The organism is Burkholderia savannae (assembly GCF_001524445.2).
GTDB classification, from domain to species: Bacteria; Pseudomonadota; Gammaproteobacteria; order Burkholderiales; family Burkholderiaceae; genus Burkholderia; species Burkholderia savannae.
Genome location: NZ_CP013418.1, coordinates 1,575,170 through 1,589,945 on the forward strand (window position 1 = coordinate 1,575,170; position 14,776 = coordinate 1,589,945).

Annotated in this window: 9 protein-coding genes, 2 tRNA genes and 3 rRNA genes; all 14 read right to left on the reverse strand. The window is 63.2% G+C overall.

All coding sequences use genetic code 11. The features are described 5' to 3' along the window. Window positions 1-81: 81 nt before the first annotated feature. Entirely contained in the window at window positions 82-435 is a 354-nt protein-coding gene (tnpB, locus tag WS78_RS28125) for an IS66 family insertion sequence element accessory protein TnpB (protein ID WP_059580646.1), read from the reverse strand. Next, window positions 435-896, reverse strand: coding sequence for an IS66-like element accessory protein TnpA (tnpA, locus tag WS78_RS28130; RefSeq protein WP_059584105.1), 462 nt, complete (start codon window positions 894-896; stop codon window positions 435-437). Before tnpA ends, tnpB begins: the two co-directional genes overlap by 1 nt. Before the next feature lie 283 nt (window positions 897-1,179). Beyond that, window positions 1,180-1,293, reverse strand: a 5S ribosomal RNA gene (gene rrf / locus WS78_RS28135). 189 nt (window positions 1,294-1,482) lie between these two features. After that, window positions 1,483-4,363 (reverse strand): 23S ribosomal RNA (locus WS78_RS28140). A gap of 454 nt (window positions 4,364-4,817) precedes the next feature. Beyond that, a tRNA-Ala gene (locus tag WS78_RS28150) sits at window positions 4,818-4,893 on the reverse strand. Window positions 4,894-4,931: 38 nt separating this feature from the next. Continuing rightward, window positions 4,932-5,008: transfer RNA gene (locus WS78_RS28155), tRNA-Ile, on the reverse strand. Window positions 5,009-5,071: 63 nt separating this feature from the next. Continuing rightward, window positions 5,072-6,604, reverse strand: a 16S ribosomal RNA gene (locus tag WS78_RS28160). The 16S, 23S and 5S rRNA genes sit together here with 2 tRNA genes alongside, the layout of an rRNA operon. A gap of 627 nt (window positions 6,605-7,231) precedes the next feature. Next, a complete protein-coding gene (locus tag WS78_RS28170; protein WP_038754968.1) occupies window positions 7,232-7,783 on the reverse strand; it encodes a phosphonate degradation HD-domain oxygenase in 552 nt (183 codons plus the stop codon). Window positions 7,784-7,787: 4 nt separating this feature from the next. Then, window positions 7,788-9,242 carry a phosphonoacetaldehyde dehydrogenase gene (gene phnY / locus WS78_RS28175; RefSeq protein ID WP_059579922.1) on the reverse strand — a complete coding sequence of 485 codons (1,455 nt, stop codon included), beginning with the start codon at window positions 9,240-9,242 and terminating at the stop codon, window positions 7,788-7,790. Continuing rightward, complete coding sequence (gene phnA / locus WS78_RS28180; RefSeq protein WP_394335886.1) at window positions 9,239-10,480, reverse strand: phosphonoacetate hydrolase; 1,242 nt, start codon at window positions 10,478-10,480, stop codon at window positions 9,239-9,241. The genes phnY and phnA overlap by 4 nt, the downstream gene beginning before the upstream one ends. A 60-nt stretch (window positions 10,481-10,540) precedes the next feature. Beyond that, window positions 10,541-11,395, reverse strand: coding sequence for a 2-aminoethylphosphonate ABC transport system, membrane component PhnV (gene phnV, locus WS78_RS28185; protein WP_038754958.1), 855 nt, complete (start codon window positions 11,393-11,395; stop codon window positions 10,541-10,543). After that, a complete protein-coding gene (gene phnU / locus WS78_RS28190) occupies window positions 11,385-12,332 on the reverse strand; it encodes a 2-aminoethylphosphonate ABC transporter permease subunit (protein ID WP_038754955.1) in 948 nt (315 codons plus the stop codon). The genes phnV and phnU overlap by 11 nt, the downstream gene beginning before the upstream one ends. Then, window positions 12,310-13,407, reverse strand: coding sequence for a 2-aminoethylphosphonate ABC transport system ATP-binding subunit PhnT (gene phnT / locus WS78_RS28195; RefSeq protein ID WP_059579928.1), 1,098 nt, complete (start codon window positions 13,405-13,407; stop codon window positions 12,310-12,312). Before phnT ends, phnU begins: the two co-directional genes overlap by 23 nt. A 56-nt stretch (window positions 13,408-13,463) precedes the next feature. Beyond that, on the reverse strand, window positions 13,464-14,546 hold the full coding sequence (gene phnS / locus WS78_RS28200) for a 2-aminoethylphosphonate ABC transporter substrate-binding protein (RefSeq protein ID WP_038754949.1): 1,083 nt from the start codon (window positions 14,544-14,546) through the stop codon (window positions 13,464-13,466). Window positions 14,547-14,776: the final 230 nt, after the last annotated feature.

Here is a 14,776-nt window from a genome sequence, read left to right on the forward strand (position 1 = left end):
ACGCAGAGCCAAATAGGTTTACGCGAATTTGTAACAGCTAAAGCCGCCGTTGTTTACTGGCAACAGCGGCGATACCCTGCTTCAGTTCGTGTGGCAGTACTGCCGCGCTGGGTGGCGGCGCACGGCGTCGATATCGACGCCGTCGAGCAGCAGGTGAAGCTGCTCGGCCGTCAGTTCGATCACGGCTTGCTGACGGCGGGGCCAAACGAAACGGTCGGCCTCGAGGCGTTTCAATAGGAGCCAGAATCCGGCCCGGTCATACAGCAGAAGCTTCACGCGATCGCGTTTGCGGTTGTGGAACGCGAAGACGGCTCGCGCAAGCGGATCGAGCAGCATCGACTGCTCGACCAGCGCGACGAGGCTGTTGATGCCGGCGCGGAAGTCGATGGGCTCGCGGTGCAGGTAGATCTGCAGGTCCGCGTCGAAGCGGAACATCAGCGTGCCCCCAACGCTTCGATCATCGCCTTCACGAGAGCGCCATCGTGTGCGGCGCATTCGAGCTGTAGCGTTACGCCGTTGGGCAACTGCGCTGATAGTCGCGCCGGCGTCATTGCCTTCGCCGCTTCGTACCTGTGTGACGTTCGCCGTACGTTCACCGGCTCGGGGTTCGTGCGCACCGGTGCCACCTCGTTGATCGGAACGACCGGCACGAATGCCGATGGCAAGGGCTCGACGCACGCCGTCACAGCAGCATTCGCGCGTTCGCGCAATTGAATCCACTTATGCAGCTGGTTCGCGTTCACACCCGCCTTCAACGCCAGTCCGGCAATTGACGCGCCCGGCTGCAGGCAGGCTTCAATCAGCTTGCGCTTACCCTCGGCGTCAAACCTGCGCTTGCCCGTCGCGGTCACGCCGGTCACCCGCAGTGGCAGGAAATCAACTTCGTTCTGTGTCATCGGTTGCGTCCGCAAGTTGTAGTTGCGGACGCAAGCCTGCGCTCGTTCAGCTTTCGATTCTAGGTGGGGTTAAATTCGCGCTTACGATCGGCGGACTAGACGCGAGGGCCGGTCGAATCCCAAGAGCGCGTGCGGAGCGTCCGAGAGGCCCGCCCGCGCTCGAGCGAGAAGGGAGTCGAGGCGGGAGCTGGAGCGCGAGGCTCCTGCCGAGGGCGTTCAGGGGATTGGCGGAGGCGTAAAAAGCAAAACCCCCGCCGGCGAGGGCGGGGGTTTTCAGAGGGGAGCCTGACGATTACCTACTTTCACACGGGCAATCCGCACTATCATCGGCGTGGAGTCGTTTCACGGTCCTGTTCGGGATGGGAAGGGGTGGGACCGACTCGCTATGGTCATCAGGCAAAGAGGGTTGTTCTGCTGGCGCGGCCAACAGAACCAATCTGGGAAGAAGCAGTAATCTTGGGTGGGTTGTGAGGTTGTATCTCACACATACGCGGTACTTCAACCGCAGTACGTCGAGCGCCTTGCACTCGACACTCGATATCCGTGAGCGCTGACGCGCCAACGACTACCGAGACAGACTTGTTATAGGATCAAGCCTTACGGGCAATTAGTATCGGTTAGCTGAACGCATTACTGCGCTTACACACCCGACCTATCAACGTCCTGGTCTCGAACGACCCTTCAAGGGGATCAAGTCCCCGGGGAAGTCTCATCTTAAGGCGAGTTTCCCGCTTAGATGCTTTCAGCGGTTATCTCTTCCGAACATAGCTACCCGGCGATGCGACTGGCGTCACAACCGGTACACCAGAGGTTCGTCCACTCCGGTCCTCTCGTACTAGGAGCAGCCCCCTTCAAACTTCCAACGCCCACGGCAGATAGGGACCAAACTGTCTCACGACGTTTTAAACCCAGCTCACGTACCTCTTTAAATGGCGAACAGCCATACCCTTGGGACCGGCTACAGCCCCAGGATGAGATGAGCCGACATCGAGGTGCCAAACACCGCCGTCGATATGAACTCTTGGGCGGTATCAGCCTGTTATCCCCAGAGTACCTTTTATCCGTTGAGCGATGGCCCTTCCATACAGAACCACCGGATCACTATGACCTGCTTTCGCACCTGCTCGACTTGTCGGTCTCGCAGTTAAGCACGCTTATGCCATTGCACTATCAGCACGATTTCCGACCGTACCTAGCGTACCTTCGTACTCCTCCGTTACGCTTTGGGAGGAGACCGCCCCAGTCAAACTGCCTACCATGCACTGTCCCCGACCCGGATCACGGGCCAAGGTTAGAACCTCAAACAAACCAGGGTGGTATTTCAAGGACGGCTCCACCGAAACTAGCGTTCCGGTTTCATAGCCTCCCACCTATCCTACACAGATCGGTTCAAAGTCCAATGCAAAGCTACAGTAAAGGTTCATGGGGTCTTTCCGTCTAGCCGCGGGTAGATTGCATCATCACAAACACTTCAACTTCGCTGAGTCTCGGGAGGAGACAGTGTGGCCATCGTTACGCCATTCGTGCAGGTCGGAACTTACCCGACAAGGAATTTCGCTACCTTAGGACCGTTATAGTTACGGCCGCCGTTTACCGGGACTTCAATCAAGAGCTTGCACCCCATCATTTAATCTTCCGGCACCGGGCAGGCGTCACACCCTATACGTCCACTTTCGTGTTTGCAGAGTGCTGTGTTTTTATTAAACAGTCGCAGCCACCAGTTTATTGCAACCCCTTCACCCTTTGCGCGCAGGCGCATCAAGCTACCAGGGCGTACCTTATCCCGAAGTTACGGTACCAATTTGCCGAGTTCCTTCTCCCGAGTTCTCTCAAGCGCCTTAGAATACTCATCTCGCCCACCTGTGTCGGTTTGCGGTACGGTCATCGTTAAACTGAAGCTTAGAGGCTTTTCTTGGAACCACTTCCAATTGCTTCGCTTCCTAAGAAGCTCGCGCCACACCCTTGAATTCCGCGCCCGGATTTGCCTAAGCGCCTTCTCCAATGCAGCGACCGGGACTTCCAACACCCGGACAACCTTCCGCGATCCGTCCCCCCATCGCATTTAACAATGGTGCAGGAATATTGACCTGCTTCCCATCAGCTACGCATTTCTGCCTCGCCTTAGGGGCCGACTCACCCTACGCCGATGAACGTTGCGTAGGAAACCTTGGGCTTACGGCGAGGGGGCCTTTCACCCCCTTTATCGCTACTCATGTCAGCATTCGCACTTCCGATACCTCCAGCACGCTTTTCAACGCACCTTCGCAGGCTTACGGAACGCTCTCCTACCATGCGTGCAAAGCACGCATCCGCAGCTTCGGTATATGGCTTAGCCCCGTTACATCTTCCGCGCAGGACGACTCGATCAGTGAGCTATTACGCTTTCTTTAAAGGGTGGCTGCTTCTAAGCCAACCTCCTGACTGTTTTAGCCTTCCCACTTCGTTTCCCACTTAGCCATATTTGGGGACCTTAGCTGGCGGTCTGGGTTGTTTCCCTCTTGACACCGGACGTTAGCACCCGATGTCTGTCTCCCGTGATTGCACTCTTCGGTATTCGGAGTTTGCTATGGCGGGGTAATCTGCAATAGACCCCCCAACCATGACAGTGCTCTACCCCCGAAGGTGAGACACGAGGCACTACCTAAATAGTTTTCGGAGAGAACCAGCTATTTCCAAGTTTGTTTAGCCTTTCACCCCTATCCACAGCTCATCCCCTAACTTTTCAACGTTAGTGGGTTCGGACCTCCAGTACGTGTTACCGCACCTTCATCCTGGCCATGGATAGATCACTTGGTTTCGGGTCTACGCCCAGCAACTGAACGCCCTATTCGGACTCGCTTTCGCTACGCCTGCCCTATTCGGTTAAGCTTGCTACTGAACGTAAGTCGCTGACCCATTATACAAAAGGTACGCCGTCACCCCTTACGAGGCTCCGACTGTTTGTATGCATGCGGTTTCAGGATCTATTTCACTCCCCTCCCGGGGTTCTTTTCGCCTTTCCCTCACGGTACTGGTTCACTATCGGTCGATCACGAGTATTTAGCCTTGGAGGATGGTCCCCCCATCTTCAGACAGGATTTCACGTGTCCCGCCCTACTTGTCGTACACCTAGTTCTTCCATACTGTTTTCGTCTACAGGGCTATCACCTGCTATGGCCGCACTTTCCAGAGCGTTCGACTAACAATACAGATAAAGAGTACAGGCTCTTCCCATTTCGCTCGCCACTACTTTGGGAATCTCGGTTGATTTCTTTTCCTGCGGTTACTTAGATGTTTCAGTTCACCGCGTTCGCCTCACATGACCTATGTATTCAGCCATGGATACTCCAAAAGGAGTGGGTTTCCCCATTCGGACATCTACGGATCAAAGCTCGTTTGCCAGCTCCCCGTAGCTTTTCGCAGGCTACCGCGTCCTTCATCGCCTGTGATCGCCAAGGCATCCACCACATGCACTTGTTCGCTTGACCCTATAACGAGTCTGTCTCATGTCGGCCATCGTTAGCGCTTTAGCGCTTACGAGGGCCCCATCCCCGCATGGGGGACGACAGTCGCTACAGGTTGAGTTCTCGCGTTGTGCCGTATTCCAAAATTGATGTCGGTCCGGCGTTAGCGCTTTAGCGCTTACGCCGGCCCCACTCCCGAAGGGAGTAGACCCGAATCATCTTGAGATACATCGATACAATCACAACCCGGATAGTTTCCACGTCCATCTCATTAGACGCTTCCGCTATCCAAATTACTTACTTCTTCCAGATTGTTAAAGAACGACAGCCGATACATACTACGTATCACTCTGACTGGCTCAATCGCCAATGGGGAATACTCGATTCGTTCTCTCGAACCCAATCAAATATTCTCCATTGGGACTCCCTTCGGGAGTGAGATGCTCGTAAGCGCTGAAGCACTAACGAGCACCGCAATTGGTGGAGGCAGACGGGATCGAACCGACGACCCCCTGCTTGCAAAGCAGGTGCTCTCCCAGCTGAGCTATGCCCCCTACAGAGACTTCACCCAGGTTTCCTGCGCCAGACAACTTGGTGGGTCTGGTTGGATTCGAACCAACGACCCCCGCCTTATCAAGACGGTGCTCTAACCGACTGAGCTACAGACCCCTGAGTCTGTCTTGATTACAGCCGATAAGCGTGAGCGCTCAACTTCGCGGAAATAAGCTCGAGAAAGGAGGTGATCCAGCCGCACCTTCCGATACGGCTACCTTGTTACGACTTCACCCCAGTCATGAATCCTACCGTGGTGACCGTCCTCCTTGCGGTTAGACTAGCCACTTCTGGTAAAACCCACTCCCATGGTGTGACGGGCGGTGTGTACAAGACCCGGGAACGTATTCACCGCGGCATGCTGATCCGCGATTACTAGCGATTCCAGCTTCATGCACTCGAGTTGCAGAGTGCAATCCGGACTACGATCGGTTTTCTGGGATTGGCTCCCCCTCGCGGGTTGGCGACCCTCTGTTCCGACCATTGTATGACGTGTGAAGCCCTACCCATAAGGGCCATGAGGACTTGACGTCATCCCCACCTTCCTCCGGTTTGTCACCGGCAGTCTCCTTAGAGTGCTCTTGCGTAGCAACTAAGGACAAGGGTTGCGCTCGTTGCGGGACTTAACCCAACATCTCACGACACGAGCTGACGACAGCCATGCAGCACCTGTGCGCCGGTTCTCTTTCGAGCACTCCCGCCTCTCAGCAGGATTCCGACCATGTCAAGGGTAGGTAAGGTTTTTCGCGTTGCATCGAATTAATCCACATCATCCACCGCTTGTGCGGGTCCCCGTCAATTCCTTTGAGTTTTAATCTTGCGACCGTACTCCCCAGGCGGTCAACTTCACGCGTTAGCTACGTTACTAAGGAAATGAATCCCCAACAACTAGTTGACATCGTTTAGGGCGTGGACTACCAGGGTATCTAATCCTGTTTGCTCCCCACGCTTTCGTGCATGAGCGTCAGTATTGGCCCAGGGGGCTGCCTTCGCCATCGGTATTCCTCCACATCTCTACGCATTTCACTGCTACACGTGGAATTCTACCCCCCTCTGCCATACTCTAGCCTGCCAGTCACCAATGCAGTTCCCAGGTTGAGCCCGGGGATTTCACATCGGTCTTAGCAAACCGCCTGCGCACGCTTTACGCCCAGTAATTCCGATTAACGCTCGCACCCTACGTATTACCGCGGCTGCTGGCACGTAGTTAGCCGGTGCTTATTCTTCCGGTACCGTCATCCCCCTAGGGTATTAGCCCAAAGGTTTTCTTTCCGGACAAAAGTGCTTTACAACCCGAAGGCCTTCTTCACACACGCGGCATTGCTGGATCAGGGTTGCCCCCATTGTCCAAAATTCCCCACTGCTGCCTCCCGTAGGAGTCTGGGCCGTGTCTCAGTCCCAGTGTGGCTGGTCGTCCTCTCAGACCAGCTACTGATCGTCGCCTTGGTAGGCCTTTACCCCACCAACTAGCTAATCAGCCATCGGCCAACCCTATAGCGCGAGGCCCGAAGGTCCCCCGCTTTCATCCGTAGATCGTATGCGGTATTAATCCGGCTTTCGCCGGGCTATCCCCCACTACAGGACATGTTCCGATGTTTTACTCACCCGTTCGCCACTCGCCACCAGGTGCAAGCACCCGTGCTGCCGTTCGACTTGCATGTGTAAGGCATGCCGCCAGCGTTCAATCTGAGCCAGGATCAAACTCTTCAGTTCAATTCCTGTTACTGTTTTCGGTTGTTTCCAACCGGTCGCTCACTCAAAGCTGACAGGTATATGAATTGCTCCATAAACCTGACTTACTTTAGTGTGAGACTCTTGATACTTTTGCTTGCGATCCAAGGATCGCCCGCTTCCATCAAGCGCCCACACTTATCGGCTGTTCATTGTTAAAGAGCACATCTGCGAGAAGACTTCACTACTTTCTGCCGCCTTCTCAGCAGCGCTGCGTTGTCTGCAGCAGAGAAACGAGATTATGATCACTTATTCGCAGCGCGTCAACAACTTTTTTTTTTACTACCGCGTCGCGCTCCGCCCTGATCACCTTTCCGCACCGCCAGCCGGCTACCGCTTCGACCGCACCACCTCGGCATCGGAACTTCCCGCTTCCCCTCTCGCGCCGCGTTCGGCTTGGCGCGAAAGAGGCGTGATTGTAGGCATAACCCCTCCCACGCGCAAGCCCCTTTCGACAGTTTTTTGCGCCGACGCTTCGGGATCGCGAAGCGGCCGATGCGTGCGGCCGCGCGCATCGGTTCGGCGCCCGTGCTCGACCGTGTCCGCGCGAGCGTCCTTGCCTTGCATGAGCGCCCTTATCCTTATACAAGAGGACGCTCGCGCGGCCGTTTATAAGGAAGCGGCGACGCGCGCGACCACACGCATGTAGTGATCCACATCCGGCGTGGCCTTGCCGGCCGCCTTCGCGAGATCGTCCCAGCGGCGCAGGCGGATCGCGTCCGCCGCGTAGGGGTGCTGCAGGAACGCATCGGCTTGCGCGCCCGAGAAGACGCCGCCCTGCAGCTGCAGGCTGCGCGCCGAGTCCGCCGACAGGCAGGCGCGATACGACGCGTCGATCGCGCAGAGGCAGCGCTTCGCGTCGACGTGCAGGCGGATCGGCTCCAGCGCCGCGTCAGGCAGCAACGGCCGCAGGAACGGCAGCACGTAGTACTGATGCAGATCGTCGATGCCGTGCGCGGTCGGCGTCTCGCCCTGGAGATTCAGCAGGTGCCCCAGGTCGTGCAACAGCGCCGCCGCGATCAGCGCGTCGCCCGCGCCCGCCTCTTGCGCGAGCTGCGCGCTTTGCAGCGCATGCTCGCGCTGCGTCACCGGCTCGCCGCTGTACGCGATGTCGCCGTGGCGATCGAACAGCGCGCGAATGTCGTCGAGTGTCAGCGCCATCTCGTCACGACCACGGCAAGGAGAAGATCTTCAGGTTCGTGAAGCTCTTCATCGCCTCCTGGACCCCTTCCTTGTATCCCAAGCCCGAATCCTTGATCCCGCCGAACGGCGTCAGCTCGAGCCGGTAGCCCGGCACCTCCCACACGTTCACCGTGCCGACGTTCAGTTCATTGACGAAGCGCACGATCGCGTCCGCGCGATCCGTGCACACGCCCGACGACAGGCCGAACGCGGTGCCGTTGCTGATCCGGATCGCGTCGTCGATCGTGTCGAACGCGATGATCGGCGACACCGGCCCGAACGTTTCCTCCCGCACGAGCGTCATCGACGCGTCAACGCGATCGAGCACCGTCGGCGCATACAGCGCGCCGCGCCGCGCGTTGCCGGCCAGCAGGCGCGCGCCTTGCGACACCGCCTCGTCGACGCGCGCCTCGAACAGCGCGGCCGCCGCCTCGTCGATCACCGTGCCCATCCGGTTCGCCGGATCGAACGGGTCGCCGTACGTCCATGCGCGGGTCTTCTCGACGAGCAGCTCCGTGAAGCGAGGCGCGACGCCCTTCTGCACCAGGATGCGCTTGACCGCCGTGCAGCGTTGCCCCGAATTCTTGTACGAGCCCTGCGCGGCGAGCGCCGCCGCGCGCTCGAGGTCGGCGTCGTCGAGCACGATCAGCGGATCGTTGCCGCCCAGCTCGAGCACGATGCGCCGGTAGCCCGCCTTCGCCGCGATGTACTTGCCGATCGCGACTCCGCCCGTGAACGTGATCAGCGTCGCGCTCGGGTGCGTGAGCAGCTCGTCGGCGATCTCCCGCGGATCGCCCGTCAGCACCTGCAGCATCGGCTCGGGCAATCCCGCTTCGTACAGCACGTCGGCGAGATACAGCGCCGACAGCGGCACCTTTTCCGACGGCTTCACGATCACGCGGTTGTTCGTCGCGATCGCGGGCGCGATCTTGTGCGCGACCTGGTTCATCGGATGATTGAACGGCGTGATCGCGACGATCACGCCGTCGAGCGGCTGCCGCTGCGAGAACACGCGGCGCGACGTGCCGTGCGGCGTCAGATCGCACGAGTAGCTCTGCGCGTCGTCGCGCAGCGCCTCGATCGACGCGAACTTGAACACGTCCGCGACGCGGCCGATCTCGTAGCGCGAATCCTGCTTCGACAGGCCCGATTCGAGCGAAATCAGCGTCGACGCTTCTTCCGCGCATGCGTTCAGCCGCGCCGCCGCGCGCTCGAGGATCTGCGAGCGCTCGTAGCGCGACAGCGCCGGCCGATAGGCGGCCGCGTAGTCGAACGCGCACCGCACGTCGTCGACCGACGCGAGCGGCGCCGTGCCGACGCGCATCCCCGAATACGGATCGAATACGTCGAGCGTCCGGGCGCGCGCCGCCCGCTCGCCGCACCAGCGCAGCGTCTCGGCGCGAAACGCCGGATGGTCGCGAAGGAGCGCCGCCGTCATTGCACGGCCCGGTTCAGCGCGAGATCGAACAGATCGAAGTTGCGCAGCCGGCGGTCCGGCTCGACGCCCTCGATCCGGCGATTGAACAGGAGCGGCACGCGCTGCTCGGACAGGCCGCCGTGCGAGCGCAGCGGCACCGTCAGGCCCGACAGGTCGTGCTCGCTCGCGCGCGTGCCGAGCGCGACGTCGCGCCGGCTCACGACGACGACGTCGCCGATCCGGTCGGCCGGCAGCTCGAAGCGCCCGGCGGCCGTCGCGTTGCCGAGCGCGAGCTCGATGCCGTCGAGCGCGCGCAGGCGGCCGATGAGCGCGGCTGCGTCGGCGTCTTGCTCGAGATAGATCGTCGCGAACGAGCCGAGCGCGCCGTGATGGACGACGTACGGATCGGTGATCGGCAGGATCACGCGCGCGCGGCGCGGGCCGAGCCACGCGTCGAGCGCGTCCTGCAGATAGACGACGTTCGGCGCGCCCGTGCGCGGATCGTGCTTCGCGTTCATCCCGTGGTCCGCGGTCACGCCGATCGCCCAGCCGAGCGCGTCGAGCGCCGCGAGGTAGCGGTCCATCATCGCGTAGAACGCGTTCGCGCCGTCGCTGCCCGGCGCGCACTTGTGCTGCACGTAATCGGTCGTCGACAGGTACATCAGGTCCGCGCGCCGGCTCTGCGCGAGCCGCACGCCCGCCGCGAGCACGAATTCGGACAGCGCCGCGCTGTAGACGTCGGGCGACGGCAGGCCGACGAAGTCGAGCACGTCGCAGATGCCGTTCTCGCCGAGGTTCGCCTGATTCGCCTTCTCCGCCGAGAAGCACACGCCGCGCATTCGCCAGCCGAGCAGCCGCCGCAGCTTGTCCTTCGCGGTCACGACCGCGACCCGCGCGCCCGCGTCCGCCGCCGCGGCGAGCAGCGTGCCCGCGCGCAGGTACGCGGGGTCGTTCATCATCACCGCGGCGCCCGCGCCACCCTGCGCGTCGGAATCCCAGAAGAAATTGCCGCAGATGCCGTGCACCGACGGCGGCGCGCCGCACACGATCGACAGGTTGTTCGGGTTCGTGAACGACGGGATCACGCAGTCGGCGTCGAACGCCGAGCCTTCGCGCAGTATCCGCGCGATGAACGGCGCGACGCCCGCGTTCGCGGCCTCTTCCAGATACGCGTACTCGCAGCCGTCGACGCAGACGGCGACGGTCGGCTCGGCCGGCATCCGGTAGACGCGCCCGTTGACTTCGATGTGTCGATTCATGGTGTCCGCCCTTGGGGGCCTTTCGTTCATGTTACGCGCAACGCGCGCGCCGCCTCGCGCTCACCGCCCCGGCCGCGGCGCGCGCGCCGCGATCGCGACGAGCGCGACGAGCGACGCGCCGAGCAGCAGCAGCGACAGCGCCGACGCGGGCAGGTAGTAGCCGCGCTCGACGTCGCCGATCACGACGATCGGCACGGTCGCGAAGCCGGGCGGATAGACGGTCAGCGTCGCGCCGAGCTCGCCGAGCGACAGCGCGAAGCCGAGCGCGAGGCTCGCGCGGATCGCCGGCACGAGCTGCGGCAGCAGCACGCGGCGCAACACCATCGCGGGCGGCGCGCCGAGGCTCGCCGCCGCCTCGCGCAGCACGGTCAGCTCGGGGCGCAACGCGGCGGCCGCGCACCGGTAGCAGAACGGCAGCACGAGCGCGAGCTGCACGAGCACGACGATCGCGGGCGAGCTCGACAGATCGACGGGCTTCGCGTGATACGCGATCAGCACGGCGAGCCCGAGCACGACGCTCGGCACGCCGTTCGGCAGCATCACGAGCGCGTCGACGAGCGCGCCGACGCCGCGCCGGCTGCGCCCTTCGAGCGCGAGCGCCAGCGCGATGCCGAGCGCGGTGCCGAGCGCGGCGACGCCGAGCCCGATCTCGAGGCTCGCCGCGAGCGCGTCGAATTCGGGCCGGCCGAGGCGCTCGAACCAGCGCAGGCTGTAGCCCGCCGGCAGGATCGTGCCCGACCAGTGCTCGGCGACGCTCGACAACGCGACGACGACGACGGGCAGCACGAACAGCCAGCAGCAGGCGACGGCCGCGAGCGCGACGAGCGCGCGCGACGCGACGCGCGCCGCCGTATCGGTCCAGCGCGGCTCGCGGCGCGGCACCGCGGCGGCGCGCGCCGGGAATTCAGCGGACATCGCGCCCTCCTTCGCTCGCGCGCCGGCTCATTCGCCGGTACAGCGCGTAGAGCGTGAGCGACATCGCGAGCATCACGACCGCGCCGGCGGCCGCGGCCGGCAGATCGATGTCGACGGTCGCGCTGCTGTAGATCGCCACCGGCAGCGTGACGAGCTTCGCGCTGCCGAGCACGAGCAGGATGCCGAATTCGTTCAGCGTGAGCAGGAAGCACAGGATCACGCCCGCCGCGATGCCCGGCCACGCGAGCGGCAGCACGACGCGCCGCGCGAGCATCCAGCCGTTCGCGCCCAGGCTCGACGCGGCTTCGACGAGCCGCGGATCGAGCGTTGCGAACGACGCGAGCGTCGGCCGCACGACGAACGGCGTGTAGAACACCGTCTGAGCGAGAATCACGCCGCCCGCGCCGAACAGGAAATCGAGCGGCGGCGCGTCGAGGCCGAGAACGCGCTGCAGCGCGATGCTGACCGAGCCTTGCGAGCCGTACAGGAAGATCAGCGTGAACGCGACGAGAAACGACGGGAACGCGACGTACAGCTCGAGGAAGCGCGTAACGAGCGACGCGCCCGGGAACGGCCGGAAGAACAGCAGCGCGGCGAGCAGCACGCCGACGACCGACGCGGTGCCCGCGCTCGCGACGAGCACCCAGAGCGTCGTGCCGAGCACGTCGCGCACGTCGTGACTCGCGAAGAAGGCCCGGTACGCGGCGAGCGTCGGGCCGTGGTCGCCGAGCACGCTCAGCAGCACGAGCCGCGCGAGCGGATACAGCACGAGCGGGCCGAGCACGATGGCCGCGAGCGCGACGACGCGCGCGTTCGCGCCGCGCTCGCGCCGGCGCGCGGCGGCGTCGTGCGCGTCGGCCGATGCGCGGATGCGGGCGTGCGCAGCCGGATCGTCGGCGAGCGCCGCGCGCGGCTCAAGGCGAGATAAGAGCGACATCGTCCGCCTCGCAATCGAGCGACACGCGCGCGCCGCGCTCGGGCGCCGGGCCCCGGCCGCGCTGCATCGAGACGAGCACCGGCTCGTCGCACGCCGCATCGAGCGTCACGGTCAGCGACAGCGCCGCGCCGTGCCATTCGACCGACGCGATCGTGCCGTGCAGCCGCCCGACGCCGAGCGGGCACACCGTCAGGCGCTCCGGCCTCACGCATGCGACCTTGTCGCGCACGTCGTGGCGCGGATCGCCGAACGGGAACACGACGTTCGGCGGCAGCAGGTTCGCCGCGCCCAGATAGCGCGCGACGAAGCCGTCAGCGGGCGCGTCGTACAGTTGCTGCGGCGTGCCGAGCTGCGCGACGCGGCCGTCGCGCATCAGCAGCGCGCGGTCGGCGAGCACGAGCGCATCGTCGCGATCGTGCGTCACGCAGACGACGGTCAGGTTCGGCAGCCGCTCGTGCAGCGCCTTCAGCTCGCTGCGCACCGACGCGCGCAGGTTCGCGTCGAGCGCGGACAGCGGCTCGTCGAGCAGCAGCACGTCCGGCTCGATCACGAGCGCGCGCGCGAGCGCGACGCGCTGCTGCATGCCGCCCGACAACTGCGCGGGCAGATGATGTCCGGCGTCGCCGAGCTGCACGAGCTTGAGCGCATCGGCCACGCGCCGCGCGATTTCCGACGACGACATGCGCCGCGCGCGCAGCCCGAACGCGACGTTCTCGAACACCGTCAAATGCGGGAACAGCGCGTAGTTCTGAAACAGCAATCCGAGATTGCGCTTGTGCGGCGGCGCATGCGTCAGGTCGCGGCCGGCGACGGCGAGCGTGCCCGTCAGGCCGTCCGCCTTCACGAAGCCGGCGATGAAGCGCAGCAACGTCGTCTTGCCGCAGCCGCTCTTGCCGAGCACGGCGAGCAGCTCGCCCGCGCCGATGTCGAGCGACAGGTCGTCGAGCACCGTGCGCGCGCCGTAACGCACGCTCAAGTGCTCGATGCGCACGCCGCCCGGTGAGCCCGCGTACGGGCTCGCGTGCGGGCGCGCCGCATCGAACGCGCCGTGGTGGGTGAGACTAGCGGTATCCAACAGGTTTCGTCCTTCGACGCGTCATCGCGTCGGCTTGTCGCGGCCGCGGCGTCCGCTCATTTCGGCTTGACGACTTCGGTCTGCTTGCCCGAATCGCCGATCACTTCCTTCTTCCAGCGCTCGGTCCAGACGGGCTTCTTCGCCATCACCGCGTTCCAGTCGACCGGAATCAGCTTCACGCCGGCGATCGCGCGCTTCACCGCCTCGCCGTTCTTGCCCGCGAGCGGCACGTCGGTGCGGCCCGGGATGCCGAACATGTCGGGCACCTTCGCCTGCACGTCGGTCGACATCAGGTAGTCGATCAGCTTCTTGCCCGCGTCCTGGTTCGGGCCGCTCTTGACGAGGCCGATCGCGTACGGCAGCTGGAACGTCGTCGGCGGCTCGCCGTCCTTCGCGGAAACGAAGATCGGCTTGATCGACAGGCCGCCGTGCTCGGCGTCGTCGAGATCCATCTGCAGATCGCCGTTCGCGACCGCGATCTCGTTGCGCGACAGCAGCACGTTCAGGTAGCCCGTGCCCTTCGTGTGGAACTTCACGCCGCGCTCGAGCTTCGCGAGATAGTCGAACGCCTTGTCCTCGCCCATCAGCGCGCTCGTCAGGATGATCACGGCCATCCCGTCGCCCGCCGTCGCCGGGTTCGAGTACGCGAGCTTGCCGCTGTAATCCGGATGCAGCAGATCGGCGAACGTCTTCGGCTGGCTCTTCACGACCGACGGGTTGATCGCGAACGAGAAGTAGTTGTTGACGAAGGTGGCCCACGAGCCGTCGTCCGCCTTCGCGATCGCCGGCACGTTCTTGTAGTTGACGCTGCGGTACGGCTGCAGGAGGCCGAGCTGGCCCGCCTGCTGGATGAACGGCGGCAGCGTGACGATCACGTCGGCCTTCGGAGAGCCCTTCTCGACGTTCGCGCGGTTCACCACTTCGCCGCTGCCCGCCGTCACGATGTTGACCTTCACGCCTTCCTGCTTCTCGAACGCGGGCAGCACGTCGCGGTACAGGTTCTCGAGGCCGTCCGCCGTGTACAGCACGACCGCCGCCGCTTGCGCGTGCGTCGCAACGCCTTGCAACAGCGCGGCCGCGCCGGCGGCGAGCGCGAAGCGGCGCCAGGCGCCGCCGCGCGGGAACTTCGAATCCGTCATGTCGCTTCTCCGTAGGGTGGAACCACGAACGGCCGAACGGCGCAAATCGCCGTCCGCGCGGGCCGCGCCGCCGTCCCGCCGCGGCCGGACGCTCCGGTCTTTCGCGGCACCCGAAGCATCACAGCGTTCGATGACAGCGCCGTGACGATTGACTCGATTTCCAAAAAACGACACATTTCGCCAATATCCTCCACATCATCGAATCACTCGATTCGACCTTTCCTGGAGTG

Coding starts and splice junctions, on each gene's coding strand:
- tnpA (WP_059584105.1), bottom strand. CDS start 896: ATGACACAGAACGAAGTTGATTTCCTGCCACTGCGGGTGACCGGCGTG.
- phnS (WP_038754949.1), bottom strand. CDS start 14,546: ATGACGGATTCGAAGTTCCCGCGCGGCGGCGCCTGGCGCCGCTTCGCG.
- phnA (WP_394335886.1), bottom strand. CDS start 10,480: ATGAATCGACACATCGAAGTCAACGGGCGCGTCTACCGGATGCCGGCC.
- phnV (WP_038754958.1), bottom strand. CDS start 11,395: ATGTCCGCTGAATTCCCGGCGCGCGCCGCCGCGGTGCCGCGCCGCGAG.
- tnpB (WP_059580646.1), bottom strand. CDS start 435: ATGTTCCGCTTCGACGCGGACCTGCAGATCTACCTGCACCGCGAGCCC.
- phnY (WP_059579922.1), bottom strand. CDS start 9,242: ATGACGGCGGCGCTCCTTCGCGACCATCCGGCGTTTCGCGCCGAGACG.
- phnU (WP_038754955.1), bottom strand. CDS start 12,332: ATGTCGCTCTTATCTCGCCTTGAGCCGCGCGCGGCGCTCGCCGACGAT.
- WS78_RS28170 (WP_038754968.1), bottom strand. CDS start 7,783: ATGGCGCTGACACTCGACGACATTCGCGCGCTGTTCGATCGCCACGGC.